We start from the raw sequence: 25045 nt of genomic DNA on the forward strand, positions 1-25045 counted from the left end.
AGGGCGGTCTTTTTTTGTGAGAAAGAAATTGGTATGGTACATACGCACCAATGTGGTTATTTCCACTGGAACTGTATCCAAGTATGCTCTCTCTAGTAACAACGATAAGGGAGAGAAACTTATGAATGATCAAAAAGTAATGTTTAGAACAGGGCTAAAAGATTCTATCGCAATTGTTGCAGGATTTATCCCAGCTTGCTTTACGTTTGGATTGGTCGGTAAGGGGTTAGGTCTAGGAAGTCTGGAAGTATTCTTATTGTCAGCGCTCGTATTTGCGGGGGCTAGTCAATTTATCGGTGTAAAAATGCTTGCCGCAGGAGCAGCCGCTCCAGTGATTTTACTGCTTACTCTGATCATTAACTTAAGATATTTGTTTATCAGCTTATCCTTTGGAGGGCAGTTAAATCGTAACATCAGTGTACTAGCGAGAACTTGGATTGGCTTCAGTTTAACAGAAGAGGTATATGCCGTTAGTATGATCCCTCGAGAAGGAGTAAACCGTAAAACGGAGAATGAAAAAATGAACCAGCCATTAGGACTTCCTTATCTGCTAGGCCTACAAATCCCTCCCTATGTCGCTAACCTGATAGCAACAGCTTCGGGGATCACCCTTGCCTCCTATATCCCAGCTTTATATTTACCGGCGCTAAACACGTCATTATATGCCTTACTAATTGTACTTGTTGTACCTCAATTGAAAGGCAGCTTACGGAATATGGCTATATGTATTTCAGCTGCAGGATCATCTTGGCTACTGAACCCTTTGCTGGGAAACTCTTCGATTCTTATAGCTATGTTGATCGGTATGGCAGTGGGCTCCTTAATTAAAGGGCAAGTCAAAGCGGAGAAGGGGGTATCCGTATGACTATATTAATCATCATAGGTATGGCTGTTATTACATTTTTATTTCGTTTTGTGCCTTTACTGCTTACGAACCATACAAATGGTTCTTCCAAAGTCCAAGCGCTACTGGAGTATTTGCCCATTGCGGTTCTTAGTGCGTTAACGGTGCCTGGAATCATTCAGGTAGACCCAGATGTTAATCTTGTGGGTATCGCATCAGGGACTGTCGCTGTTATACTGGTATTAATTAGAAAAATTCCGCTGCTCTTCGTGATTCTAGGCTCTGTTTCCGCAGCAATACTCGTAAAAATGCTAACCCTATATTTTTAAATCAAAAGTCGGAACAGAAGGGGAGGACCTCTTATGAAGCATGATTTGCTGATCACACTCGATAAAGAACGACAGATACCATTTAGCCGTCAAATTTACGAGCAAGTTCGAAATGCTATCCATTCAGGAGCTTTAAGCGGGGGGGACCCCCTGCCTCCGTCTAGAACTTTGGCCAATCAGCTTGGAGTATCCAGAAGCGTGGTCCTTCAATCCTATGAGCTACTACAGGCAGAAGGGTATCTGGAGATGAGAAAAGGGGCGGGAACGTTTATTGCGGAGTTGACGTTGGAGGAGAAAGTTACAAAAGATTATGAGAGCCCTTACAATTTTATAACGAAGGGACCTGATATCCTTACGCTTAATCCTCCTTCTACTAGAGAAGTTGATCATTTGAACCCGGTATTTTGCGATTTTCGACATGGTGTACCTGCTTGGGATGCGTTTCCTATGGATCAATGGCAAAAAGCTCTAATGAATGCTTGCCGCCGCGCTTCACCGGATACTTTAGGCTATGGCCCTGCGGAGGGTTCACTGGGACTACGCCGAGAAATTGCTCGTTTATTACGTTCCACGCGGTCTATGCCCGTTGTTCCAGAACAAATCGTGATTACTTCTGGAGCTACCCAAGCTCTTGATATTTTATCGAGGATTTTCTTATTTAAAGGTGATCAAGTCATTGTTGAAGATCCTTCACATAGCGTTGTGCGTGAAATATTTTCTTTTGCTGGGGTAGAGGTCATACCTGTTAAAGTAGATCAAGATGGCATCTGTGTGGAAGAGATCCAGACAAACAGTGATAACGATAAAGAAGGTAATCTTAAAAAATCGCCAAAGCTAGTCTATGTTACGCCTTCTCACCAGTTCCCTTTTGGGACGACACTGTCCTTGAAACGAAGAGTTCAGCTGTTGGATTGGGCGAAAGCTAATCATGCTTTTATTATTGAAGACGATTATGACAGTGAATATAGGTACGAGGGTCCGAAATTATCCGCGCTTGCTGGTCTTGATGTTGAGGGGCGAGTCATTTATGTAGGCAGCTTTAGTAAAGTATTATTTCCTTCTCTGCGGATAGGTTATGTTGTGTTGCCTCCAGCTTTGCTTCAACCTTTTTTAGCTGTTAAATGGATTACAGATCGCATGTCTTCTGCTTTGGATCAGGAAGCGTTAGCTGAATTTATTCAGAATGGTCACTATGCAAGGCATGTTACACAGATGGGTAAGCTGTATGCCTCTCGTAGAGCCTGTCTCGTAAATAGCTTGAATACTGAATTTGGAAGTCGAGTGCGATATTACGGCGAGGAAGCGGGGCTGCACTTACTGATTGAGCTGGAGTCGGATGCCGAAGAGAATCGTATAGCTGAAGTGGCGCTCCATTACGGAGTTCGTGTATATCCTGCATCCTCTTATTTTCTGGAGAGTAAACCTAAGGGACCTGTGTTTCTACTAGGCTATTCTAATCTTACTGAGAATCAGATTAAGATGGGTGTGAACAGACTGATGTTAGCCGAAGCAGAAGCGACAGTTAGTAGTAGTCATTTGTAATAGAAATGTTGGAACTTTATCATATAACTTGTATGTTCCCTCTATAGTTTCAGCCTTCAGACATTCATAATAAAAGGTGAAGTTATTTCTAATTCTGGAGGTTCTTATGAAACGCTACATTATAGGAATTGATCTCGGTGGAACGAATATCAAAGCAGGAATTTACGATTTCGATTTTATAGCTGTTAAAGAAATATCTACACCTACAGAGGCAGCCAAAGGCCCGTTACATGTGCTGGAACGGATTAGAGAAGCTGTACGTTTGATTACGGTTGAAGCGGATATTTCGTTAGATTTAGTAGAAGGTATGGGAATCGGAGTGCCCGGATTACTTGATCCGGTAGCGGGCATTTCTTTTTTCTCCCCTAATTTTCCGGGGTGGGAGCAAGTACATGTTGTTGACGAGATGAAGAAGTTTTATGATTTCCCTATTTTCATTGATAACGATGTAAGGGTTAATCTGTATGGAGAATGGCAGCAAGGTGCAGGCAGAGGTTATAACAATCTAGTTCTGATTACTTTGGGAACGGGTTTAGGATCGGGTATTGTGAACAACGGGAAAGTAATCTACGGCACGTCTTATAGCGCTGGTGAAATTGGGCACATGAATATGTACAGGAACGGACGACCTTGTAAATGTGGGAGCTCGGGCTGCTTGGGACGATATGTCTCCGCGCTTGGCATGGTGAACACTTTTAAAGAGAAGCTGAAGGAAGGCCGAACCAGCATAATTCAGACCTGGACTAATGATCAAGAAGAGCAAATTACCGCGCTAATGATATCTGAAGCCTACGAACTCGGAGACGCTATCTCTATGGAGGTCATGCAGGAGACGGGGACTATACTTGGCTTTGGATTAGCGAATGTAGTGAATATGCTGAACCCTGATCTTATTATTGTAGGTGGGGGGATGGCAGCAGCGGGTGATAAGTTGCTCCAACCTGTAAGAGAAACTGTAAGTCAGCATGCGTTGAAGCTATCTGGCAGTAAGTGTGAAATTGTTCAAGCTTCGCTAGGGAGTCGGGCTGGAACTATTGGTGCGGCCTCTTATGCATATAGTAAGCTTAAAGAAGCAGAGTAGCTAAAAATAATTGTTAATTTAGTATGAACTGGAACCAGATGGAGCCGCCCGGAATACAACAGTAATAAAATCCGTGGAGGTGCTCATATGTTTGCAATCATGCAATTAATAGGTGGGGTGATCCTGTCTTTGGGATGGATTCCTCAAATTATTCAAATCCTCAAATCAAAATCCGTAGCCGATTTAAATTTGAAGTCGTATTTACTTATGCTGCTCGGGATTAGTCTAATGGAAGCATACGCGATAAGTTTGGCGGTTACGGGAGTAGGTTTAGCTTTTTTGATTACGAATACGATGTCCTTATGTGTTGTGTTGCTGGTTATTATTCTAGTGCTTAAATATCGAGCAAGATCATGATTGAAGTTAAGAAGGTAGGAAACGGAATGACGTACAGTTACCGAAAAGCCGCATCTACGGATTATGCCGCAATATGACAAGAACAAGATTTGTACTGGCTAGGAAATGTTATTGTTTCACCCGATTATAGAGGTAAGGGAGCCGCGGAGTATTTGATTCGTACCATGCTTGCTGCTGCTAAAGAGGACTTACAGCTTCAAGAGTTACATTTAGTTTGTCATAATGTGAATACTAAAGGGATGTTATTATACTCCAGGTTAGGGTTTAAGCCGTATGAAATTGTCAAAAGAATAGGTCCTCATGAAACAATCATCGCCGGAATCTTTATGAAAATAGAGCTAACTTAGGTTAGTAAATGCGGAGGTACATTTGAGCGAAAAATATTTTACATACGAAATCGATGCAGTAACTTTTCAATTGCAAGAGCCTTGTGATTTTGCTTGGTTATCTAAACTTGGCAGGGTGTTCAAAGTGTTCGATCAGCAGGATTCGGGCAATCTTTCTTTTGGTGTGGAGAAGGAAGGTCAGAGGTATTTTGTGAAATTTGCTGGTGCAAAGCCTTTGACTTACGATGGAAACCCCTCGGATGCTGTTGATAATTTGATTAAAGCTATTCCGGTATATAAAGAGCTTGAATCTGAAGTGCTGATCTATCTGGTGTCACATTTTGAAGTTGGAGTGGGATATGCAGCAGTGTTTGAATGGTTTGAAGGTGAATGTTTACATTCGCATTGGCTGTTTGCGGGAGAAGCTAAGTTGAACCATCCGGAATCGCCTTTTTACCGCTATAAGCAACTATCTATTGAAAAACGTTTAGCGTCCTTAGACGTAATCTTTGCGTTTCATGAACATGTTGAGTTGCAGGGTTATGTCGCTGTCGATTTTTATGATGGAAGTATTCTTTATAATTTCGCGAACGATGAAACAAGGATTTGTGATATTGATTTTTATAGACCTAAGCCAACTGTAAATGATCTGGGAGAGAACTTCTGGGGCTCATCCAGATTCAAGTCACCGGAAGAGTTTATCTTGGGTGCACCGATTGATGAAGTTACCAATGTATTCAATATGGGCGCAACTTCATTTGTTCTTTTAGGAGGATCCTCCGACCGGTCGTTTGCAAAATGGGAGGCGAGCGAAGCTCACTACGAGGTTGCTTTACGGGCGGTTAGCCTAGAGCGTGAGCAGCGGTATCAGAGTGTGGCGGAATTTAAATTAGCTTGGGATAGAGCAGGAATTGTTTGAGGTAGGTGGGAAGTGAGAACTGCTTAAGCTGCAAGATAAGAATGATAGCTCTGCTATTGTCACATGATATGATTTATAAATAGAACAAGCAGGAGGGATTTCAATGAAAAGAGACATTCAGCATGTTCCCTACGGCTATGAGCCACCGGTTGAACAACGTAAAGGGACGTTAGTGTTTTACGATTCTTTTGAACATATAACAGATCAGGAACTTGTAATCGCGGCAAAAACGGCCACCGATCGGCGTTTCACTAAGCTAGTGCTATATCCGCTTCATGAAGAAACGGTGAGACGGATGACCAAAGAGCCGGTGAGCGCTTATTATAAGCGAGAGGACCGGCTGCATGAATGGAAGAGGGAGCAAGGACTTAGCTTCATCACGGTAGAGAGTTTGGAGGGAAAGCGAAAGAAATATACTCCGCTTGATTCTGCGCTTCGACATCTTGCAGAAATCTATCCTTCGCCGATTTTTTTGTATTTAACACCTGAGGTGGCGAATCAGTTTGCGTCTTACTCCTCTTTTGAAGAATGGATTGTAAAGATCCGCTTATTGTTGCCATCTGCACCTTCATCACTTCATCCAAGGCTACTAAAATTTCGCCATCGCTGGGATGTTGTTGGAGAAGAGAAAGATTAAGATTTAATGTGTGCTGCTCTGTTTACGTCTGTAATTGTACATTTTCCACTGATAATGGATAAAACATCCGATGCAAAATCCAAGTATCGCAACAGTGGCTGCCACTGCAACTAGCGCTGTGAAAATATAGGCAGCAATCGTCCACCCCGCGATGAAGCTGATCAGACCACCTGTGAGGCAGAAGACAGCAATCGTTTGGTTAAACTGTTGCTGTGACCAGTCTTCGAGTACATAGTGCGAACGTTCTTTTGTCAGAAACTTAGCAGCCAGTTTAATGATGGGATTATAACCGAACAAGAGTCCGAGCAATCCGGCAAACAAGGGCAGCGCAAGAATCCAGTGCTGTCCTGTTAGCCATGTCAATATTACAGAAATGACGATAAACGCCTGATTAGTCTTTACTAATGGTCGTGGAATTCCTTTTGGCACGTCTTGCATTTTATTCACACCTTTCTTATTGGAATAATTATAGTATACGCTGAGGTTGAGGGAATGGGAAGTAGATTACTTTGAATTTAAGTAATTTATATGTTGACATATCTCTTAAAAATATGGTTTTATTATGTAGACCAATTGTTATAATGCAAAGGAAGTGTCAGCTTGTCGAACAAGCCGAATACGCGTGAGGCGATTCTGGACACCGCTTCGAAATTATTTTTTTCTCAGGGATATCATGCAACAGGACTAAATCAGATTATTAAAGACAGCGATTCACCGAAGGGATCTCTTTATTATTACTTCCCCCACGGTAAAGAAGAGCTGGCTTTAACATGCATTAACCGGACTAGTCTAACAGTCGCTCAGAAACTGAACTGTCATATGGAGAGCAGCAATAGTGCAGCTGAAGCAATGGAGGATTTTATTCTAGGCATGGCTATGGATGCAGTGGAATCTTCATTTGAGGGGATTGTTCCATTTAGTTTTTGGTTAGCGGCGGAGACCTCTTGTATTAGTGAGGAGCTGCGGACTGCATGTAAATCTGTGTTTATGGACTTGCAGGATGTGATCAAGAAACGCCTTCTGGAAGAAGGTGTGGAGAGCAACACTGCAGCCGATAAGGCTTCAGTAATAGTCTCATTATTTGAAGGAGCGCTTCTTCAGACGCTGACTTTACGGGATGAACAGCCGCTTCTCGCGGCGGCGAAGATTATCCCAGCAATACTTGGTTAGAGATAGACAATAGATAAGAACATCAGGGGGATTAAGAGTGGAAGCAACTATGCAAGGAAAGCAACAAAAGGAAGTAAAGAAGTTTAAAACCATTCCGATTCTAGTCTCTTTACTACTTGCAGGATTTATCGGAATGTTCAGTGAAACCGCACTGAATGTAGCTTTAAGTGATCTTATGAATGTCCTTCAAATTACTCCAGCAACAGCACAATGGTTGACGACGGCTTATCTGCTTACACTGGGAATTCTAGTACCGATTTCGGGTATGCTGCTTCAGTGGTTCTCGACTAGACAGTTGTTTGTTGCTGCTTTATGTTTTTCAATACTTGGAACGTTTTTAGCTGCAGTATCACCTAGTTTTGAGTTCCTATTAACAGCGCGTGTGGTACAAGCAATGGGTACAGCGCTTCTTTTACCACTTATGTTCAATACGATCCTTATTATCATTGCTCCTGAAAAACGTGGTGCCGCGATGGGGATGATAGGATTGGTTATCATGGTAGCACCAGCGATCGGTCCTACTATTGCCGGTCTTCTAATTGAAAGCCTTAGCTGGCACTGGATCTTCTGGCTGTCACTGCCATTCCTGGTGATCGCATTGATATTCGGGATCCTCTTCATGCAGAATGTAACGAAGGTTACGAAGCCGAAGATCGACATCCTCTCCATAGTGTTATCATCAATCGGGTTTGGTGGAATCGTGTTTGGTTTCAGTAGCGCCGGTGAAGAAGCTGGTTGGGGAAGTCCAAAAGTAATCATTGCTATCGTAGTAGGTGTGGTATCACTCTTATTGTTTGGTTTGCGCCAAATGAAGATGAAGCAGCCTATGATTAATCTGCGAGCTTTTAAATATCCAATGTTCTCTATTGGTGTGGCTATGGTATTTATTTGTATGATGGTTATCCTATCATCCATGTTGATTCTTCCAATGTATCTTCAACAGGGTCAAGGGTATACAGCGTTCAAGGCAGGCTTGCTGCTACTTCCAGGGGGGATTATTAACGGATTGATGTCCCCAATCATGGGTCGTCTGTTCGACAAATACGGTCCCAAATGGCTCGTTATTCCGGGTCTAATTATTGCAGCTACTGCTTTGTGGTTCTTCTCCAGTATTACTGTTGCTTCTACGGTTGTATTCGTAATCGTACTTCACAGTACGCTTATGATTGGTGTGTCGATGGTATTTATGCCTGCACAAACCAACGGAATTAACCAGCTGCCGTTAGAATTATATCCAGATGGTACAGCGATCATGAATACTTTGCAGCAGGTTGCTGGTGCGATCGGTACTGCATTAGCTGTCAGCATTATGTCCGCAGGTTCTAAGAGTTATTTGAAGACTGTGGCCGATCCTGCCGATCCAGCTAATATGTTGCCTGCATTCACGCAAGGTGTACAAAATGCATTTATTTTCGGAATGAGTATGGCGATTGTAGGTCTAATTCTTGCGTTCTTCGTGAAAAGAGTAGTCGTTAATCATAAAATGAATACACCAATGCATTAATCATTAAGCTTGTAAAATCCCCTTACGGTAGATAGTGGAGAAGGTTCATGTACATATGAACATACCACTGTTAATCGGAGGGGATTTTTTTAATCATAACAAGAAAGAGGGACCTCTCCCCGGTAGAATACCGAGAAGCGTCCGCTACCTAACTTCTTTTTAAGAAAAATGCTGGGCTATATTAGTCAGATACTCTGCTTCATCTGTATTTTCTTTCATATGAATGAGCATTTTTGCATCTTCTCCAACAATGTACCGGAACTGACTTGTCCCATCAGTGGCGGCTTGATATATTGTTTCCGCAACAATTTCTGGAGGCGAAGCATAGGTAGGTTGTTTTTCCATCTCACCCAATTTACCCAAAAATGCAGTAGTAAAGGGTTTATAATCCGTTAATGTATCATTAAAAAAGAACTCCATCGATCTTCCACCAAAGTCCGTCTGAATAGCACCTGGTTCAATTAACTTAACTTTAATGTTCTGTGATGCTAATTCATAAGATACGGATTCAGAAAAACCTTCAACGGCAAATTTCGTTGAATGATACAGAGACATTGTAGGAAAGGTTACTTTCCCTCCCATAGAAGAGATATTGATTAGCAAACCATCTTGATTAGATCTAAAATGTGGCAATATGGCTTTAGTCATACTGATAAGACCAAACACGTTCACTTCAAACTGCCTTCTGATCTGCTCATCTGTAGCTACTTCAATAAGACCCATTGTTCCATAACCAGCATTATTGAGAAGAACGTCAATTTTACCGAACCGCTTAATCGCTTCCGCTAACGCAGATTGAATTGTATCTGATTTCTCTACATCAAGCTGTAAAACCAATACATTATCAAGTGTAATAAGTTCACTTTCTTGTTCAGGGGAACGCATCGTGGCTACGACGTTCCATCCTCTTTCAGCAAAATGTTTTGCTGTAGTTCTCCCAATGCCAGACGAAGCACCCGTTATAAAAATTGTTTTCATTAACAATTCCTCCCAAAAGTTTTCTGAGCGTTACATTTTCACTTGGTACGTACAAAACTTACTTCGTAAGCACTAACTGCTCCATGTTTGACAACCCTTCGGCAATGATTTTGAGTTTTGCTTTATATTCTTCAATGCCAATTTGGATACAGATGATCTGTGCTGGATGCATTTCATCTTTATAAAGTGAATACTGCGCAAGTAACTGATCTAACTTATGTTGTGATTCCTCCTGTACCTGCTTCAACCAAAGAATCACCTTGTCATACCCAACAAATTCACCAAAGTATAGCCTCATCATAAAATCAGATTTCTTAATACTGTCAGCCTCTAGTGGGGCTAGCAAATAGGCGTTAAAACTATCTCTTCCTTTATCCGTGATGTTTAAAAGATTCTTATTAGGCTTACCTGCCTGCTGCACATTTTCCTTAGTTATCAAACCCTCCTTTTCCATGCGAGCAAGTGTGGGATAAATCGTTCCATAACTAGAACTATAGAAATTAGAGAATACATCCTCCAATAACTGTTTTATTTCGTAACCAGTCTTCGATTCTTTCATAAGCATGCCTAAAATAACATCCTGACTGTTCAAAATAGAACCTCCTTGTTGTTTAGAAATATTTGTATATCACGCTTATAATATATCGGTTAGATATATATTGTGTCAATATATATTATTTTGATACAGGTAACTTTATCGAAATCATAAATCACTTGTTCCTTGAGGATTGTTTGGAATGGGTACTATGAACCAATTAGTTTCAGGTCATTCCCGTATGTCTAAATATTAAGTACAATTACATATATGGCAAAAGGGAGGTCATCTATTGAACTGGAAAAAATCCGGCTTGTTAAGTATTGCTATAGCCCTTGGTTCAGTGACAGGATTCAGTACTTTGGGTATAGAGCCAGTATCTGCCGCAACGGCAACGGCAACGGAATCTGCAGGCGTTTATAATCAATTCCAGCAGTATGTACAGAAGCCGACATCTCTTGCTAACGCACGTAATTATTTAATTAACCATATTAAAGAAGTGGATACCTGGACAGCGACTCAGATGACACTTCAGCTCGAGAATGCACAGAAGGCACATTTATCTGTATACTCAGAAAAGGTTTTTCCGGACAAGATGCAGAAAGAGATAAACAGTGCTTTTTCCAAAAGCAAAAATCTAACCTATACCTCACTCCTTAATACGATCAAAGATGCCAACGTACGCAATGTGTTAATTGAAGGCCGGGATAAGGGATATAAGCTGGAGACCAGTGAGGGCATGTACTATCCGGTAATGCATTATGAGGGATTTAAGATCTTTAAGCCGTATATTACGAAGGACATCGCAGCTTATATTGACATCATGGCCACCGAATCTAATCAACCGAGTGTATCTGATGCAGCGATTGTAATCAGTTGGACTGAGTTAACGAATAGAGCGCTTGCAATAGAGGATTTTGTGACGAAATATCCTGCTTCTAACCGTTCAACCGCTCTTCAAAAAGAACTTCTCATTGCAACATCTCGCTTATTATATGGAACAAGTAATACACCTGCATATGACTATGATGAGCAAGTTATCAAACCAGAAGTAAAAAAGGCGTATGAGAATGCACTAAAAAATAGCAAAGTTGATACTAGAATTCTTTCGATTTTAGAAAAGCTACTACAATTACTTAATTCTACGAATAATAAATTCACTCCTGTAATAGAAAAATTTCTAGTTGAAACCGTAAACTCGTAATTATTAGAGTATGTAAAGACAACATCTGAGAAGAGGCTGGATTAATTGAGAATAGGATCAAAAGGAATAAGAATCGCAGTTTTTGCAGTTGTGCTGTTGTTGTGGACAAACAGTATGTTTATGGGTAGCGCAGAAGCTGCTTATGTCGGCTCTTCAACAGACTCAGTGCTGCAGCAAATGCATATTGAGAAGAAGAACCATTTACCGCAAGGTTTTGTCTATCTGGATGAAGTGATCCCAACGGCACAATATGAGATTCGATATTACGGAGATAATAATTTTGTGGGGAAGCGGATTGATGGCTACAAGGCGCCTTTAGCGATATTCTCGCGGACAGCGGCAACAGCTTTAAAGACTGTAAGTGAGGATTTAGCGGACAAAGGGTATATTCTTAAAATTTATGATGCTTATCGTCCGCAGACGGCGGTGAATCATTTTGTAAGATGGTCACAGAATGCCGTAGATACTAAAATGAAACAGCAATATTATCCGCGACTGGATAAACGTAATCTATTTAAACTTGGTTTTATAGCTAAAAAATCAGGCCATTCCAGAGGTAGCACCGTCGATTTAACGATCGTAAATAAAGAAACGGGAGCTGAAGTAGACATGGGAAGCCCTTTTGATTTTTTCGGAGACATCTCCTATTACGATACGTCCTTAATCAACAAGACTCAGAAAGCAAATCGGGCGATCCTCAAAGAGGCGATGGTAAAACAGGGATTTAAACCTTACAGTAAAGAATGGTGGCATTTTATGCTGATCAAGGAACCTTATCCTAAACAATATTTTGACTTCAAGGTGGAATAGCCTAGAACTTGAATGTCCATGTAAGAAGCGATTCACTTTTTTTGTTGAGCTTTACTACCATTAGGATTAACAGATGCTGGAAACGCACATAATACTAATAGTCAAAAAAAGGGAGGTTTCGAACGGATGAACAAAATCGCGGTTGTTGTAGTGTTAAGTGTACTGTTATTGGTAAATGGATTTGGAGGAACTACCTCTTCTACGGCTTGGGCAGATGCTAGTGAAGTAAAGGTGGTTTTGAATGGTCAGGTTCTGAAATCAGATCAATATTCAGCGTATCCAAACGGTTCTACGGTCATGCTACCCCTTAGAGAGGCATCAAGCGTTTTGAAATATCAAATCACTTATCAAAAAAGTACGGACACCATTACATTAAACGGAGTCAAACAAAAGATTGAATATAAAGTAGGAAACGACTATATTACCATTAATGATAAAGAGAAAAGAGACTTTAAGGATAATGTTGTGTTTAGGAAGGAACACTTATATGTTCCGCTCTCTTTTTTCACTAGTGTAGGACTGGTAACCTCTTATAATGCTGAAGCTAATCTAGTGGAAGTTTATGCGCCCGAGGTTACAGCAAGTGTGATAGCGGGACTGCTGAGCACTGGGCAATTTCAAGAGTTAGAGAATCGATTCTTTAGTGATGAAATGAAGCGTTCGCTTTCCACTACGGGTTTACAGAAATATTGGGCTGATTTTACTGCACGAGCTGGTACTTACCATGGGATAAAGTCTACTGAAAGTATTCAAAAAGAAAATCAAATGTCAATACAATGTGTACTTGGCTTTGCTGTAACGGATGCGTCCCTTGAGTTTGTTCTCAATAAGTCTGGTAAGATTGTTGAATTAAAAGGAAACCTTCCTTCCATTTAATCTTGAGAATAATAATGATTTAGGTTTAGAACAACAGGCTATGCGTGTGTTCCTTAAGAAGAAATTTCTTCTTGGGACCATGCATAGCCTTTTTTGTGTTTCAATAAACATTCTGAGATTGCAATGTATTTTTATTGTAAAAAAGGGTTTTATTTGTTGACTTTCACATTCATCGAAGGTAAATTAAAATTTGAAATAATTGTTAAAGCATTTAACTAAATTAGAGAAAAGAGTGGAGTACTGGATGACAAAATCAATTACTCAGAGTAGCCCGACAGAAGAACGGCCCTTCTCGCTAAGAGCGATCCTCCCCCCGCTTCTTGCTATTATCGTCGGAATGATTATGGTTATTCTGGATGGAACCGTCGTGAATGTGGCTATACCCAAACTGGTGGACTATTTTTCTTCAGATTTAAAAACGATTCAGTGGGCGATTACAGGTTACACGTTAGCTTTAGCTGCTGTAATACCGCTCGCAGGCTGGATGACAGATCGCTTCGGTTCTAAACAAGTGTTTCTGGTGACGCTCACGTTGTTCATTCTTGGCTCCATGTTATGTTCTGTGGCTCAAACTTCTTCGCAGCTTGTTATTTTTCGTGTGATCCAAGGACTTGGTGGGGGGATGGTAGCTCCTATTGGGATGGCTATGGTGTTTAAGTTAGCTCCAGCAGAACGAAGAGGATCGATTATGGGCATGCTTGGGATTCCCATGCTGCTTGCACCTGCACTTGGCCCGATATTGTCCGGATGGCTTGTTGAATATGTTAGCTGGCATTGGATCTTCCTGATTAACGTGCCGATTGGGATTGTTGGTATTATTCTTGGTGTTAAGTATTTGCCCAAGACGGAGAAGATCGGTAAAGGCAACCTCGACATACTTGGCATTATACTGGCACCGATTGCGTTTTCCATGCTAGCTTATGGAGTAAATGAAGGCGGGTCGAATAGTTGGTCATCGACTCCAGCAATCCTTGGATTATCTGTTGGGGGCGTTGCACTGATTCTATTTATAATCGTTGAGCTGCGGCATAAACAGCCTTTGCTGGATCTGCGCGTCTTTCGCTCCTCAGATTTCACCCGCGGCATTATTTTAACATGGGTCATGCAAGCCGCATTGTTTGGTTCCATGCTGTTCGTGCCGCTATACTTACAGCAGATTCGGGCTTATACACCACTAGAGACGGGGCTGATTCTGCTTCCGCAAGCTTTAGCTTGTGTAATCGGCATGCCGCTTGGTGGTAAATTGTTTGATAAGATAGGGGCACGACCGCTGGCTTTTGTGGGTCTGAGCATCATTACAGTTACCCTATTCCTACTGTCTGGGATTTCGATGACTACAAGTCTAAATACCATTATGATGTATCTTGCTTTATTAGGATTTGGGATGGGTATAGCGATGATGCCACTCAATACACATGTTCTGAATGCAGCACCGCGTGAATTGGTGAGCCGGGTCACATCGCTTACAGCAGCGGCACAGCAGGTGGTTGTGGCCTTTGCCGTAGCAGGCTTGACGGGTTATCTGACAAGTCAAATTACTGTGCATATGGGAGCATTGAAAGCAGGAAGTAATCCTTTATCAGCAGCAGTTCTAGGTTTTGATGATGTATTTTTTCTATCTGGTTGTATAGCTGTAGTCGGTGTACTTATGAGTATTATCCTGCGCAAACCAAAGCTTTCCTCGAATGATTCCTCCTCCGAAGAGAGTCAGAAAGCAGATGCAGCAATGATGATGGGACATTAATTTATACGATAATCTTAGATAATAAAAAAAGGCATCGTTCAGCTTGTATAGCTAACGACGCCTTTTTTGTATGAGAAAATCATCCTATAGATGTTCTGGTTTCTTCTGAGCCCACCTAGGGCTGAATGTAACTTTACCGAGTAGCTCCGATGCTACAATGCCTAGTAGAACAAGAGCTGCACCAGCATATCCTTGCATCGATAGCTTTTCAGCGGCGAACCAATAGCCAAACAACGCGGCGAATACCGGCTCAAGGGAGAAGATCAGTCCGGTGCGTGTAGGTGAAGTATATTTTTGAGCAATGGGTTGTAGGATGAAGCCACAGGCACTACAGAGAATCCCAAGTGCGAGGATCGCAATCCATGCTGGTAAGGTCGAAGGAAGCGAAGGTGTCTCGAATAGCGCAGATAACACTAGAGCAAACCCTCCGGCAAAACCCAACTGTAAGATTCCAATATTCAGTGAATCACACTCTTTTACAGCCTTGCCTGTAAATAAGATCTGTACCGCATAGAACACCGCCGAAAGAATACAGAGGAAGTCACCTGGTCCAATTTTTAAGGTAGCATTTAATGTAAGAAGTCCAATGCCAGCTATAGCGAGTACGGAGCCAAAGACTTGCGGAGGTGCAACTCTTTTTTTGAAAAGTATACGATCTATCATCGGTACAAATATGACCGTCAAGGCTACTAAAAATCCAGCGTTGGAGGTTGTCGTGGTCTTCAGTCCGAACGTTATACATGTGAACACGCCGAGGAGTAAGAATCCGAGTAGAGCACCATATTTCAATGTTTTGATGTCAACTTTTCGTAAACGTTTGTGGAAGAACACTGTGGCTAATATAAAAGCAAGTCCGAAGCGGAGTGCAATCAGATTGAATTCGCCTAACGTGCCTAACCCCATTTTCATAAATATGTAGGAGGAACCCCAAAATAATGTTACAACTAACAGCATCAGCTCAGCTTTGAGCGGTTTCATCTCGTCATCCATCCTTCTTCATTTTCAACTCAATTTAGTATAATACGGCTCTATACATAAGGTAACTGAATGTTTATCATAGGATACATGAGTAAAACTTATGTAAATTAAAAAGGTGAGGGATAGAGGTTGAGCATCAATAAGTATGAGATTTTTCTAAAAGTTGTAGAGCTAGGTAGCTTAACAAAAGCAGCAGATGTACTGGGCTTTACGCAATCTGGAATTAGCCACACGATTAGTAGCTTGGAGATGGAGTTTGGTTTCACGTTATTAATTAGAAATAGATCTGGCGTTAAATTGACGGTAAACGGGGAGCAAGTACTACAGCCTATCCGTGAAATTCTGAAGTGGAATGAAAAATTGAAGCAGGAAGTAGCAGATATACATGGGCTAGAGGTCGGGACCATTACCATCGGTACATTCACCAGTGTATCCGTGCATTGGCTGCCAGGAATGATTAAGCAATTTCGCAGTGAATACCCCTATATCGAAATCAGGTTGATGGAAGGTGGTTATTTAGAGGTTGAACAATGGATCGAGGCTGGAGTCGTTGACTGTGGTTTTATTTCTCTGCCTACGCGTGAGAAGTTCGAAGTGATTCCCTTAAAAAAGGACCGGATGTTAGGAATCGTATCCAAAGAAAATCCGCTTAGTGCAGAACCTTTTCTCTCCTTATCCCAAATTGCTAAAGAGGATTTCATCATCCCGAAGGCAGGTTCAGATTATGATGTTAGGCGTGTACTGGATAAGGCGGGCATCAAACCGAATATTAAGTTCTCAGCAGGTGATGATTATGCCATTATGGCCATGGTGGAGAAGGGACTCGGAATTAGTATTTTGCCAGAGCTTGTATTAACCCGTCAGAATTATAATGTAACGATGCTTGAATTGGAAGAACGTAGTTTCAGATCACTTGGAATCGCTGTACATTCTATGAAATACGCATCTCCCGCCACTAAAAAGTTCCTAAAGCATGTACAAGCGTGGTTGATGGGGCATCCCTGAACCCTAAGAATACACCGTTTAGAATGAGCAAAACCCCTGATTAATTCAGGGGTTTTATTATGAATGAATATCCAAAATAAGGGTTGACGAGGGACTTTGTTCATGAGAGAATGTACGCGCGTACATTTATTGAATGCGCTTTCGTAGGAGGGGTTTTTATCGCCAGCCGTAAAGAGGTTGCCGAGCTTGCCGGAGTCTCAGAAGCCACAGTCTCCCGCGTGTTAAACAACGTAGGCCCGCTCAAGGAAGAAACGAAGGAACGTGTGTTGGCAGCTGCGCTCAAGCTGGGATATACCCCTAGTTCACTCGCGCAGAGCTTTGCTCGTAGAAGAAGTGGGCACCTTGGTGTAGTAATGCCTTATTTGCCAAATGCACGCTTGTTCTCCACTTATTATTTTTCAGAAATATTAAGTGGAATTGGGAGTAAGGCGCGAGAAGAGGGTTATGATCTGTTAATGCTGTTTCGAAATGCCGAAGAGAGAGTGGACTATAACGAATTGTTTAAGATGCGGAAGATTGATGCTTGTATTGTACTCGGTGCCAAAGAGGATCCAGGTGAGCTAGCCTCACTTCGATGTTTGAAGGAGGAAGGTCATCCGTTTTGCCTGATTAATCAGCATTTTGAAGGAGAGGCTTTTCACGAGGTGGATGCTGATCATGTCGAAGGAAGCTGGCAAGCGGTCAGGCACTTACTGGATCAGGGCTTTACGAGGATTGCCTTTCTAAACGGGCCAGCATCTTATTCGAACAGCCGAGATCGTTTAACTGGTTATTTGCGCGCTTTGGAGGATTCTAACCTTCCTTTAGATGAATCACTTCTATTCGAAGGTAACTTCAGTCGTAAAAGCGGTGCTATTGCTGCCAAGAAGATGTTGCCTCTGCTGAATGAGATTGATGCCATTGTAGCGGCCAATGATCGAATGGCCATTGGATTGCAGCAAGGCCTACAGGAACTAGGCATCCCAAGAGATCGCATCCCAGCCATGGTGGGTTATGATGATTCAGATGCTGCTGAGCTTACTACACCAGCCTTAAGCAGTGTGCGTGTTCCCTTTTATGAGCTAGGAGAAATTGCTGTATCTAAGGTATTAGAATTGCACGGGAATAGTCGCTCAGAAATATCACCCCCCTCCCAAATCATCCAGATTAAATTACCGACTGAACTAGTAATACGAGCTTCATCTAAATCTAAGAAATCTGAGGAGGAATAAGATGAAACAGCTTCGCATTGGAATGATCGGTTATAAATTTATGGGTAAGGCGCACAGTAATGCTTATCGCAGTTTGCCAATGTTTTTCCCGAAAGCGCTTAAACCTGAGATGTCTGTGATTTGTGGACGGAATGCTGAAGCGCTTGCAGAGGCTGGCACTCAATTAGGATGGTCGGATTGTGTTACGGATTGGAAAGATCTAATCGCTCGTGAGGATATCGATCTTATTGATATAAATGCCCCTAGTAATGCACATAAGGAGATTGCTCTAGCAGCAGCCAAAGCTGGTAAACATATTTTTTGTGAAAAACCACTCGCACTGACCTTGGCGGATTCCCGTGAAATGCTGCAAGCCGCTGAAGATGCAGGGGTTACACATATGGTTGGTTTTAATTATCGCTTTTCACCGGCGGTTAGACTTGCTAAGAAGCTAGTAGAGAGCGGGCGGCTTGGGAAGATCTATCATTTTCGGGCTTGGTTTCTACAAGACTGGATTATTGATCCGGAGTTCCCGTTAGTGTGGAGATTGCAGAAGGAGATTGCGGGTTCAGGCTCACATGGTGACTTGGGTGCGCATCTCATTGATCTCGCACATTTCTTAGTAGGTGATGTGAAGGAAGTAATCGGTATGAGTGAGACCTTCATTAAGGAACGTCCACTTGCTGCTGAAATGACAGGATTAAGTGCAAAAGGGGATAAGGATGCTCCTAAGGGCAAGGTAACTGTAGATGATGCCACATTGTTTTTAGCCCGTTTTGATAACGGTGCCTTAGGTAGCTTTGAAGCTACAAGATTCGCAGCAGGTCATCGCTCTACCAATTCTTTTGAGATCAACGGAAGCCTTGGCAGTGTGAAATTTGATTTCGAGCGAATGAATGAACTCGAGGTTTATTTAACCTCAGATGCTGAGGATGTACAGGGCTTTCGGCGTGTGCTGGCAACGGACCCTGCTCATGAATATGCGGAGGCTTGGTGGCCGCCGGGTCATACGATTGGTTTTGAACATACGTTTATTCACGAAATGTTGGAGCTTTCTAACGCGATTGAAGAAGGACGTCAGCCTGTACCTAATTTCCATGATGGAGTGAAATGCCAAGCTGTGTTAGAAGCGGTAGAACGCTCTATTGAACAGCGCCGGTGGGTCGAAATCTCTGAGATGTAATCAACAAAAATGCGTGTTTGAACAACCTCTATTAGAAGGAGTGCTGAAGATGAGAAAAGCATTGATAGTATGGGGCGGTTGGGATGGTCATGAGCCTGAACAGGTAGCTGATATATTCGCTAAAGTACTGCAAGAGGAACAATTTGAAGTTGAGGTATCGAATACACTTGAGGCTTTTGCCGATGCGGAGAAGCTTCTTGAACTAGATTTGATCGTTCCGGTATGGACGATGGGTACAATCGAACAGAATCTTGTGAATAATGTCTCGGCAGCTGTTCAGAACGGAACGGGTCTTGCGGGTTGCCATGGCGGGATGTGTGATTCTTTCCGAAATAATGTGGATTGGCAGTTTATGACCGGGGGGCAATGGGTAGCTCATCCCGGCAATGATGGTGTGAACTACACCGTAGAGATTTGCCAAAGCTCAAGTCCTCTCGTAGAAGGATTAGAAGAATTCACCGTTTGTTCAGAGCAATATTATCTGCATGTAGATCCAGCTGTAGAAGTACTTGCAACGACTCGTTTTCCAGTTGTTGAAGGCCCACATTCTTTCAACAAAGCCGTGGATATGCCAGTAGCCTGGACCAAACGGTGGGGTCATGGCAGAGTGTATTATAATTCACTCGGACATCATGCCGATATTGTAGCTATGCCACAGGTAAAGGAAATGATGCGCAGAGGACTGCTATGGGCTGCCGAGGGTAAAGTTCGCGCACAATCCCAAATTTCAACGGTTAGAAGTAGCTATAGCGGAATGGCAGACAGTCAATAATCTCTGGGAGCGATCAACGAATGGATAAAGTCAAAGTAGGAATTATCGGATGCGGTAAAATCAGCAGCATATATATGGAGAATTGTCAGAAGTTCGAGATTCTTGATCTAGTTGCATGTGCGGACTTGGACTTGGAGAGAGCGAAGGAACAAGCCGATAAATACAATATTCCAAGCGTTTACACCACAGAGCAATTACTGAATGATCCGGAGATAGAGATCGTTATCAACCTGACGATTCCAGCTGTTCATGCGGATGTATGCCTGAAAGCTATCGAAGCGGGTAAACATGTGTATGTTGAGAAGCCACTTGCTGTGACGAGAGAAGAAGGACGCCAAGTTCTGTCAGCGGCTCGAGAAAAGGGCGTACTAGTAGGCAGCGCACCGGAAACATTCTTTGGATCGGGCATCCAAACCGTATTGAAACTGATCGAGGAGGGGGTAATTGGCGAACCCGTTGCAGCTACCTCATTTATGATGGGGCGTGGACATGAGCATTGGCATCCAGATCCAGAATTCTACTATGCCGCTGGTGGAGGTCCAATGTTTGATATGGGACCATACTATTTGACAGCATTGGTGCAGTTATTGGGTCCAATTCGTACGGTTAGCGGGATGACTGGTAAAGCGCTAGTCGAACGCACGATTACAAGTGAGAAGAAATCGGGTAATAAAATTCCTGTTCAAATTCCAACTCACGTTGCCGGAACATTAAGATTTGAGAATGGAGCCATTGCAACGCTGATTACAAGCTTTGATATCTTTGGCGGCAGTAACCTGCCACATATAGAAATCTACGGAACACTTGGAACGATTCAAGTGCCGGATCCTAATAACTTTGGCGGTCCGGTGAAATTCCGGCTCATGGGTGAGAATGAATGGACAGAGCAAACGCTGTTATCTGGATATGATCAAAATACGCGCGGAATTGGTCCAGCGGATATGGCTTATGCCATTCGGACGGGAAGAAAGCACCGTGCCAGTGGAGAATTGGCTTATCATGTACTAGAAGCGATGTGGGCATTCCATGATTCTTCAGATGCTCATTCATTCTACGAAATGAAGAGTACCTGCACCCGTCCTGAAGCTCTTCCGATTGGACTCGCTCCTTATACACTAGATTAGAGAATTCATTCTGTATCTGCAACCTATCACTTCCAATCTCCGTTTGAGAAGATAAAGAGTGAGGGAGTGACAAGGATGCATAAGTGGCATGGTGGCTGGATATGGATTTCTGTTATTATACTATTCATAAGTGGATGTTCAGAAGATCAACAGTCGAATAAGGAGCCGGCTCCAGCTGTTGCAATTACTGCAACTCCAGATATCTCGCCTACTGCGAGCGCTGGAATAGAAGATCCTAAAGCTGATAAAGTGCTTTACTCCAGTGATCCTGAAGCGATTAAAGCTTTCCTATCCGCTCAGAAGATTCCTAACGGAGATATCTATCTACAGGATAATAAGGTTCATATCAATATAGTGGGTTTGAACTCGCAGATTGAGCAGCGGTTTGCTCAGACTTTCGCGGCAGGTACTTATGAGCTCCATGATGTTAAATATTCGATGCAAGAGTTATTAGCTGCACAAGAGCTTTTGCATAAACAAGAACTCTACCAGAAGCTTAATCTATACGGTTCCGGTGTGGACACGATTGGTAATAAAGTAACGATTACAATTCCATCTGATTATGCTGAAACGGCCATACTTGAGATAGAAAAATGGATCGCTCCGGATATGTTGACCTACGACATTTCAGAGCTAGGCGAACCACATGTAATAGGTCAAATCGTAGATATCGATACCAAACAGGCGAAGCGGATTCTCATCCTTGAGCCTGGCATGGAAGATCCCTCTTACTGGTTCTCATTCAATCAGAAGTCAACAATGTTTAATGAAGCTGGAGAATCGATTAGCTTTAAGGATTTGAAGGTTGGACAGCAGGTTGAGCTATGGAGTACCGGTATGGTGGATGAATCTTTTCCCGCGCTTGCAAGTGTGCGGAGGCTAGAGCTTACTGCTACGGAATGATCCTATAGCCAGCACCGTTTGGGAGAGGCAAACGGTGCTATTTTTCGTGAATAGAGACCGAATCTCCTATTTTCGAACCCCTGAAGGGGTGATCCCTTTATACTGCTTGTACAGCTTGGTAAAATAATTGGGATTGTCGCAGCCGACTCTACCTGCAATCTCAGTCACTGTAAAATTGGTCTCGAGCAGCAATCGCTCTGCTTCATTTACTCGGCAAAGATTAACATAATCGATGAAGGTTCGACCTGTTAGCTTCTTAAAGGTTTTGCAGAAATGATATGGATTTAGATTTACGGATCTTGCGGCGCTTTCTACGGTCATTTTGTCATCGAAATGGTTCTCCATATACTCTAGTAGTGGCTTAAAACGTTCGCGATTAAAGGAGTGCCGCTCATTCGTTCTACCGGATACTTGTTCAGGTAGAAAGGTGCGAGAGAGCAGCACAAAGAGTAAATGCAGTTGATTCTTGATGACCAGTTGAAAAGCAGGTCCCTTCTGAAGTACTTCATCAACGATGGTATCCAGAAGAGAAAAATATGTGGAGCAGGTCGGAACAAGCTCTGCAGGTTTGACCGGCAGCTGATAACGATTCTCTAAATAAGGAATTACAAACTGCTCATGCTGAGGATCCTGCTTCCAATCCTTAAATAAAGAACTATGGAATACGACGGAGATAAAACGAACATGATCATCCCGCAGACTGTACCCAACATGCAATCCTCCAGAGGGAACAAACAATACCTCTCCGACATGCAGTTCATAGGGCTTGCTGTCTATGTGAAAAATGGCGCTGCCTTCTTGCATAATGATGATTTCGAAATGCTCGTGCCAGTGTAAATACAGGATATTCTGACCGATCTTTGCGTTCTTGCATTCATTAAAAAATAATCGGAATGGATACGTTTTTTCTTCTAATTGAGGATATTCTTTAAGATCATTAGGGTAACTCACAAATCACTCAACTCCCACAAGATACGACTATATAAACACAAGATAATAAGAGTTTTAAGCTCAGAAGCAATATATACTCGGGTTATAGCACTTACTATAAACCAATATTGGAGTGGTCACAAGATGAAGGATACAATGCGAATTGGAACATTAGTAGGCGGCGGCGACGCTGTCAGAGTGATTCCACAAATTGTAGGACATGGATTTGAATCTTTTAGCTTAACCTTCTGGCAAACAACAGGGGAAACAGATCTCGTGGAAACTGGAAAGCGTGTGCAAGAGCTTGCAGCAGAACATGACTTCGTGATCTCATCTGTTGGGATCTTCGGCAATCCTTTGACGAATACTGGTGATAATTCCGATGTAATCGCGAGCTGGGAGCGACTGATTGATCATGCTCATTTGTTCGGAACGGATATGGTATCAGGTTTTACAGGAAGGTTACCAGGGGTATCCATTGATGAATCAATTCCGAAGTTCACCGAGGTGTTTGGAGAGTTGTCCAAAAGAGCAGCGGATCGCGGTTTGCGAATTGCTTTCGAGAACTGTTCCATGGGTGGAGACTGGGGATCAGGTGACTGGAATATTGCTCACAATCCATTAGCTTGGGAGAAGATGTTCAATGCTGTGACTGCTGATAATATAGGACTCGAATGGGAGCCATGTCATCAGATGGTCCAATTAATTGATCCGATTCCGCAGCTTCGTAAATGGACAGATAAGATCTTCCATGTACATGGTAAGGATGCCACCATCGCTTGGGATATCGTAAAAGAATATGGAATTCATGGCCCCAATCCTTATGTATGGCACCGTACTCCCGGCTTTGGAGATACGAACTGGACTGATGTTATTTCTATTTTGCGTCAGGCAGGTTATAAAGGTACGATTGATATTGAAGGCTGGCATGATCCTGTTTATCGGGATGAGCTGGAAATGATGGGACAAGTACATGCTTTAAATTATTTGAAACAATGCCGGGGCGGTAGCTTTGTACCTAATCCGCTGTAACCATAGAGGGGGAGAATGATGACAGCTCAGTATCGTGTAGCGGTTGCAGGTTGCGGAGGAATGGCTAACGCCTGGATTGAATACGCTTTATCACGTTCAGATACTCAGATTGTTGCTCTTGTAGATATACGATTGGAGTCAGCACAAGCGATGGCGGCAAAGCATGAGATTTCTTGTCTGACGTTTACTGACATTAAAGAAGCAATTCAGGCGACTGAAGCTAATCTTGTGTTTGACGTTACAGTTCCAGGAAGCCATTACAGCATTTCTAGCACTGCATTAGAACTCGGATGTAATGTGTTTAGTGAGAAGCCACTGGCCGAGACTATGGAAGAGTGCACTAAGATTGTTGAGATCTCTGAAAGAACCGGAAATGCCCATGCTGTGATGCAGAACCGACGTTATGACCCTCGTATTCGTTCTTTGCGCAACTTAATCGAGTCTGACACCATTGGTAGAGTAGGATACATCAGTTCTAGCTTTTTCCTCGGCGCTCATTTCGGAGGGTTCCGTGATGTCATGGAAAGTCCTCTGCTGCTGGATATGGCGATTCATACCTTTGATCAGGCCCGATTTATTAGTGGAGCCAATCCGATTTCCGTTTACTGTCAGGAGTTTAATCCTCCCGGATCATGGTATAAGGGGAATGCGTCGGCAGTGTGTATCTTTGAGATGTCGGACGGATCTGTATTTACTTATCAGGGGTCTTGGTGTGCAGAAGGTGCCTCTACCTCTTGGGAAGCAGCTTGGCGTCTGAATGGGGAAAAAGGAACTGCGATTTGGGATGGTCATGAGATGCCATATGCAGAGGTAGTCGTATCAGGAGATCAGAGTGATAAATTTATTCGTGATGTAGAGCGTGTAAATGGAGAAGCTGTTAATATGGACAAAACCTTCCATCAAGGATGTTTGGAGGAAATGTTCCTTTCACTAGCAGAAGAGCGTTCAGCAGAGACGAATTGTAGAGATAATCGGTATAGTATGGCAATGGTATTTGGAGCGCTGGAAAGTGCTAAAACAGGTCAGAAAATTGATCTAGTAGAGTTCATGAGTACCTCAGAGTGATGAAAAC

General features: G+C 42.7%; 27 protein-coding genes. 22 read left to right on the plus strand and 5 right to left on the minus strand.

Going from position 1 to position 25045, the window contains the following annotated elements; genetic code table 11:
- Window positions 1–16 precede the first annotated feature (16 nt).
- From MKY99_RS13190 to MKY99_RS13225, 8 genes are all read left to right on the plus strand, one after another.
- The gene (locus MKY99_RS13190) at window positions 17–865 is read left to right on the plus strand and encodes an AzlC family ABC transporter permease (protein WP_339270952.1); all 849 of its coding nucleotides are present in this window, start codon (window positions 17–19) and stop codon (window positions 863–865) included.
- Window positions 862–1173 (plus strand): AzlD domain-containing protein, encoded by a 312-nt coding sequence (locus MKY99_RS13195; RefSeq protein WP_042187788.1) that lies wholly within the window; start codon window positions 862–864, stop codon window positions 1171–1173. Before MKY99_RS13190 ends, MKY99_RS13195 begins: the two co-directional genes overlap by 4 nt.
- Before the next feature lie 33 nt (window positions 1174–1206).
- A complete protein-coding gene (locus MKY99_RS13200) occupies window positions 1207–2715 on the plus strand; it encodes a PLP-dependent aminotransferase family protein (RefSeq protein ID WP_339270954.1) in 1509 nt (502 codons plus the stop codon).
- Between the two features lie 106 nt (window positions 2716–2821).
- Window positions 2822–3796, plus strand: a complete 975-nt coding sequence (locus MKY99_RS13205) for an ROK family protein (protein WP_339270956.1) — start codon at window positions 2822–2824, stop codon at window positions 3794–3796.
- A gap of 87 nt (window positions 3797–3883) precedes the next feature.
- A complete protein-coding gene (locus MKY99_RS13210) occupies window positions 3884–4153 on the plus strand; it encodes a PQ-loop domain-containing transporter (RefSeq protein WP_076286400.1) in 270 nt (89 codons plus the stop codon).
- A gap of 89 nt (window positions 4154–4242) precedes the next feature.
- Window positions 4243–4500: a GNAT family N-acetyltransferase gene (locus MKY99_RS13215; RefSeq protein WP_339270958.1), complete on the plus strand. Its 258-nt coding sequence runs from the start codon at window positions 4243–4245 to the stop codon at window positions 4498–4500.
- 22 nt (window positions 4501–4522) lie between these two features.
- On the plus strand, window positions 4523–5398 hold the full coding sequence (locus MKY99_RS13220; RefSeq protein WP_339270960.1) for a serine/threonine protein kinase: 876 nt from the start codon (window positions 4523–4525) through the stop codon (window positions 5396–5398).
- A gap of 103 nt (window positions 5399–5501) precedes the next feature.
- Window positions 5502–6035 (plus strand): hypothetical protein, encoded by a 534-nt coding sequence (locus MKY99_RS13225; RefSeq protein WP_042187799.1) that lies wholly within the window; start codon window positions 5502–5504, stop codon window positions 6033–6035.
- 3 nt (window positions 6036–6038) lie between these two features.
- Here the strand turns inward: MKY99_RS13225 and MKY99_RS13230 are convergent, their stop codons facing one another.
- Window positions 6039–6473, minus strand: coding sequence for a DUF4395 domain-containing protein (locus MKY99_RS13230; protein ID WP_339270963.1), 435 nt, complete (start codon window positions 6471–6473; stop codon window positions 6039–6041).
- Window positions 6474–6635: 162 nt separating this feature from the next.
- Between MKY99_RS13230 and MKY99_RS13235 the strand changes: the two genes are divergently transcribed.
- Together MKY99_RS13235 and MKY99_RS13240 are read left to right on the plus strand one after the other, a co-directional pair.
- Window positions 6636–7205: a TetR/AcrR family transcriptional regulator gene (locus MKY99_RS13235; RefSeq protein WP_042187803.1), complete on the plus strand. Its 570-nt coding sequence runs from the start codon at window positions 6636–6638 to the stop codon at window positions 7203–7205.
- A gap of 49 nt (window positions 7206–7254) precedes the next feature.
- Window positions 7255–8709 (plus strand): DHA2 family efflux MFS transporter permease subunit, encoded by a 1455-nt coding sequence (locus MKY99_RS13240; protein ID WP_042193817.1) that lies wholly within the window; start codon window positions 7255–7257, stop codon window positions 8707–8709.
- A 159-nt stretch (window positions 8710–8868) separates the two neighbouring features.
- Here MKY99_RS13240 and MKY99_RS13245 read toward each other — a convergent pair whose 3' ends face one another.
- Together MKY99_RS13245 and MKY99_RS13250 are read right to left on the minus strand one after the other, a co-directional pair.
- Window positions 8869–9687 carry an SDR family oxidoreductase gene (locus tag MKY99_RS13245; RefSeq protein ID WP_339270965.1) on the minus strand — a complete coding sequence of 273 codons (819 nt, stop codon included), beginning with the start codon at window positions 9685–9687 and terminating at the stop codon, window positions 8869–8871.
- A gap of 58 nt (window positions 9688–9745) precedes the next feature.
- Entirely contained in the window at window positions 9746–10279 is a 534-nt protein-coding gene (locus MKY99_RS13250; protein WP_052404270.1) for a PadR family transcriptional regulator, read from the minus strand.
- 235 nt (window positions 10280–10514) lie between these two features.
- Between MKY99_RS13250 and MKY99_RS13255 the strand changes: the two genes are divergently transcribed.
- The 4 genes from MKY99_RS13255 (at window position 10515) to MKY99_RS13270 (ending at window position 14856) form a co-directional block, all read left to right on the plus strand.
- Window positions 10515–11426, plus strand: a complete 912-nt coding sequence (locus MKY99_RS13255) for a hypothetical protein (RefSeq protein ID WP_339270967.1) — start codon at window positions 10515–10517, stop codon at window positions 11424–11426.
- Between the two features lie 45 nt (window positions 11427–11471).
- Window positions 11472–12236, plus strand: coding sequence for a M15 family metallopeptidase (locus MKY99_RS13260; protein WP_339270969.1), 765 nt, complete (start codon window positions 11472–11474; stop codon window positions 12234–12236).
- A 126-nt stretch (window positions 12237–12362) separates the two neighbouring features.
- On the plus strand, window positions 12363–13112 hold the full coding sequence (locus MKY99_RS13265) for a DUF3887 domain-containing protein (protein ID WP_339270971.1): 750 nt from the start codon (window positions 12363–12365) through the stop codon (window positions 13110–13112).
- A gap of 244 nt (window positions 13113–13356) precedes the next feature.
- The gene (locus tag MKY99_RS13270) at window positions 13357–14856 is read left to right on the plus strand and encodes a DHA2 family efflux MFS transporter permease subunit (RefSeq protein ID WP_042187809.1); all 1500 of its coding nucleotides are present in this window, start codon (window positions 13357–13359) and stop codon (window positions 14854–14856) included.
- Window positions 14857–14940: 84 nt separating this feature from the next.
- On the opposite strand, the gene MKY99_RS13275 is transcribed toward MKY99_RS13270, so the two are convergent.
- Entirely contained in the window at window positions 14941–15834 is an 894-nt protein-coding gene (locus MKY99_RS13275; RefSeq protein WP_339270973.1) for a DMT family transporter, read from the minus strand.
- Between the two features lie 129 nt (window positions 15835–15963).
- On the opposite strand from MKY99_RS13275, the gene MKY99_RS13280 reads away from it, so the two are divergent.
- From MKY99_RS13280 to MKY99_RS13305, 6 genes are all read left to right on the plus strand, one after another.
- Complete coding sequence (locus MKY99_RS13280; RefSeq protein ID WP_042187813.1) at window positions 15964–16839, plus strand: LysR substrate-binding domain-containing protein; 876 nt, start codon at window positions 15964–15966, stop codon at window positions 16837–16839.
- A 110-nt stretch (window positions 16840–16949) separates the two neighbouring features.
- Window positions 16950–18050: a LacI family DNA-binding transcriptional regulator gene (locus tag MKY99_RS13285; protein WP_339270976.1), complete on the plus strand. Its 1101-nt coding sequence runs from the start codon at window positions 16950–16952 to the stop codon at window positions 18048–18050.
- Window position 18051: 1 nt separating this feature from the next.
- Window positions 18052–19212, plus strand: a complete 1161-nt coding sequence (locus MKY99_RS13290) for a Gfo/Idh/MocA family oxidoreductase (protein ID WP_339270977.1) — start codon at window positions 18052–18054, stop codon at window positions 19210–19212.
- 49 nt (window positions 19213–19261) lie between these two features.
- Window positions 19262–19984: a ThuA domain-containing protein gene (locus MKY99_RS13295; protein ID WP_339270979.1), complete on the plus strand. Its 723-nt coding sequence runs from the start codon at window positions 19262–19264 to the stop codon at window positions 19982–19984.
- Between the two features lie 20 nt (window positions 19985–20004).
- On the plus strand, window positions 20005–21108 hold the full coding sequence (locus MKY99_RS13300; protein WP_339270981.1) for a Gfo/Idh/MocA family oxidoreductase: 1104 nt from the start codon (window positions 20005–20007) through the stop codon (window positions 21106–21108).
- Window positions 21109–21183: 75 nt separating this feature from the next.
- Window positions 21184–22011 carry a hypothetical protein gene (locus MKY99_RS13305; RefSeq protein WP_339270983.1) on the plus strand — a complete coding sequence of 276 codons (828 nt, stop codon included), beginning with the start codon at window positions 21184–21186 and terminating at the stop codon, window positions 22009–22011.
- A gap of 66 nt (window positions 22012–22077) precedes the next feature.
- Here MKY99_RS13305 and MKY99_RS13310 read toward each other — a convergent pair whose 3' ends face one another.
- Entirely contained in the window at window positions 22078–22962 is an 885-nt protein-coding gene (locus MKY99_RS13310) for an AraC family transcriptional regulator (protein WP_339270985.1), read from the minus strand.
- Window positions 22963–23085: 123 nt separating this feature from the next.
- On the opposite strand from MKY99_RS13310, the gene MKY99_RS13315 reads away from it, so the two are divergent.
- Both MKY99_RS13315 and MKY99_RS13320 read left to right on the plus strand, forming a co-directional pair.
- On the plus strand, window positions 23086–23973 hold the full coding sequence (locus tag MKY99_RS13315) for a sugar phosphate isomerase/epimerase (RefSeq protein ID WP_339270987.1): 888 nt from the start codon (window positions 23086–23088) through the stop codon (window positions 23971–23973).
- An 18-nt stretch (window positions 23974–23991) separates the two neighbouring features.
- Window positions 23992–25038 (plus strand): Gfo/Idh/MocA family oxidoreductase, encoded by a 1047-nt coding sequence (locus MKY99_RS13320; RefSeq protein WP_339271627.1) that lies wholly within the window; start codon window positions 23992–23994, stop codon window positions 25036–25038.
- The last annotated feature ends 7 nt before the right edge of the window (window positions 25039–25045 follow it).

Origin of the sequence: Paenibacillus sp. FSL R5-0470 (assembly GCF_037975205.1) — a bacterium.
In the GTDB taxonomy this organism is placed as follows: Bacteria; Bacillota; Bacilli; order Paenibacillales; family Paenibacillaceae; genus Paenibacillus_AQ.

Excerpts from the sequence above, each read along its gene's own strand:
- MKY99_RS13195 (WP_042187788.1), top strand. The coding sequence starts at position 862 with ATGACTATATTAATCATCATAGGTATGGCTGTTATTACATTTTTATTT.
- MKY99_RS13200 (WP_339270954.1), top strand. The coding sequence starts at position 1,207 with ATGAAGCATGATTTGCTGATCACACTCGATAAAGAACGACAGATACCA.
- MKY99_RS13205 (WP_339270956.1), top strand. The coding sequence starts at position 2,822 with ATGAAACGCTACATTATAGGAATTGATCTCGGTGGAACGAATATCAAA.
- MKY99_RS13210 (WP_076286400.1), top strand. The coding sequence starts at position 3,884 with ATGTTTGCAATCATGCAATTAATAGGTGGGGTGATCCTGTCTTTGGGA.
- MKY99_RS13225 (WP_042187799.1), top strand. The coding sequence starts at position 5,502 with ATGAAAAGAGACATTCAGCATGTTCCCTACGGCTATGAGCCACCGGTT.
- MKY99_RS13230 (WP_339270963.1), bottom strand. The coding sequence starts at position 6,473 with ATGCAAGACGTGCCAAAAGGAATTCCACGACCATTAGTAAAGACTAAT.
- MKY99_RS13240 (WP_042193817.1), top strand. The coding sequence starts at position 7,255 with ATGCAAGGAAAGCAACAAAAGGAAGTAAAGAAGTTTAAAACCATTCCG.
- MKY99_RS13245 (WP_339270965.1), bottom strand. The coding sequence starts at position 9,687 with ATGAAAACAATTTTTATAACGGGTGCTTCGTCTGGCATTGGGAGAACT.
- MKY99_RS13265 (WP_339270971.1), top strand. The coding sequence starts at position 12,363 with ATGAACAAAATCGCGGTTGTTGTAGTGTTAAGTGTACTGTTATTGGTA.
- MKY99_RS13270 (WP_042187809.1), top strand. The coding sequence starts at position 13,357 with ATGACAAAATCAATTACTCAGAGTAGCCCGACAGAAGAACGGCCCTTC.
- MKY99_RS13275 (WP_339270973.1), bottom strand. The coding sequence starts at position 15,834 with ATGAAACCGCTCAAAGCTGAGCTGATGCTGTTAGTTGTAACATTATTT.
- MKY99_RS13285 (WP_339270976.1), top strand. The coding sequence starts at position 16,950 with ATGTACGCGCGTACATTTATTGAATGCGCTTTCGTAGGAGGGGTTTTT.
- MKY99_RS13290 (WP_339270977.1), top strand. The coding sequence starts at position 18,052 with ATGAAACAGCTTCGCATTGGAATGATCGGTTATAAATTTATGGGTAAG.
- MKY99_RS13295 (WP_339270979.1), top strand. The coding sequence starts at position 19,262 with ATGAGAAAAGCATTGATAGTATGGGGCGGTTGGGATGGTCATGAGCCT.
- MKY99_RS13300 (WP_339270981.1), top strand. The coding sequence starts at position 20,005 with ATGGATAAAGTCAAAGTAGGAATTATCGGATGCGGTAAAATCAGCAGC.
- MKY99_RS13305 (WP_339270983.1), top strand. The coding sequence starts at position 21,184 with ATGCATAAGTGGCATGGTGGCTGGATATGGATTTCTGTTATTATACTA.
- MKY99_RS13315 (WP_339270987.1), top strand. The coding sequence starts at position 23,086 with ATGAAGGATACAATGCGAATTGGAACATTAGTAGGCGGCGGCGACGCT.
- MKY99_RS13320 (WP_339271627.1), top strand. The coding sequence starts at position 23,992 with ATGACAGCTCAGTATCGTGTAGCGGTTGCAGGTTGCGGAGGAATGGCT.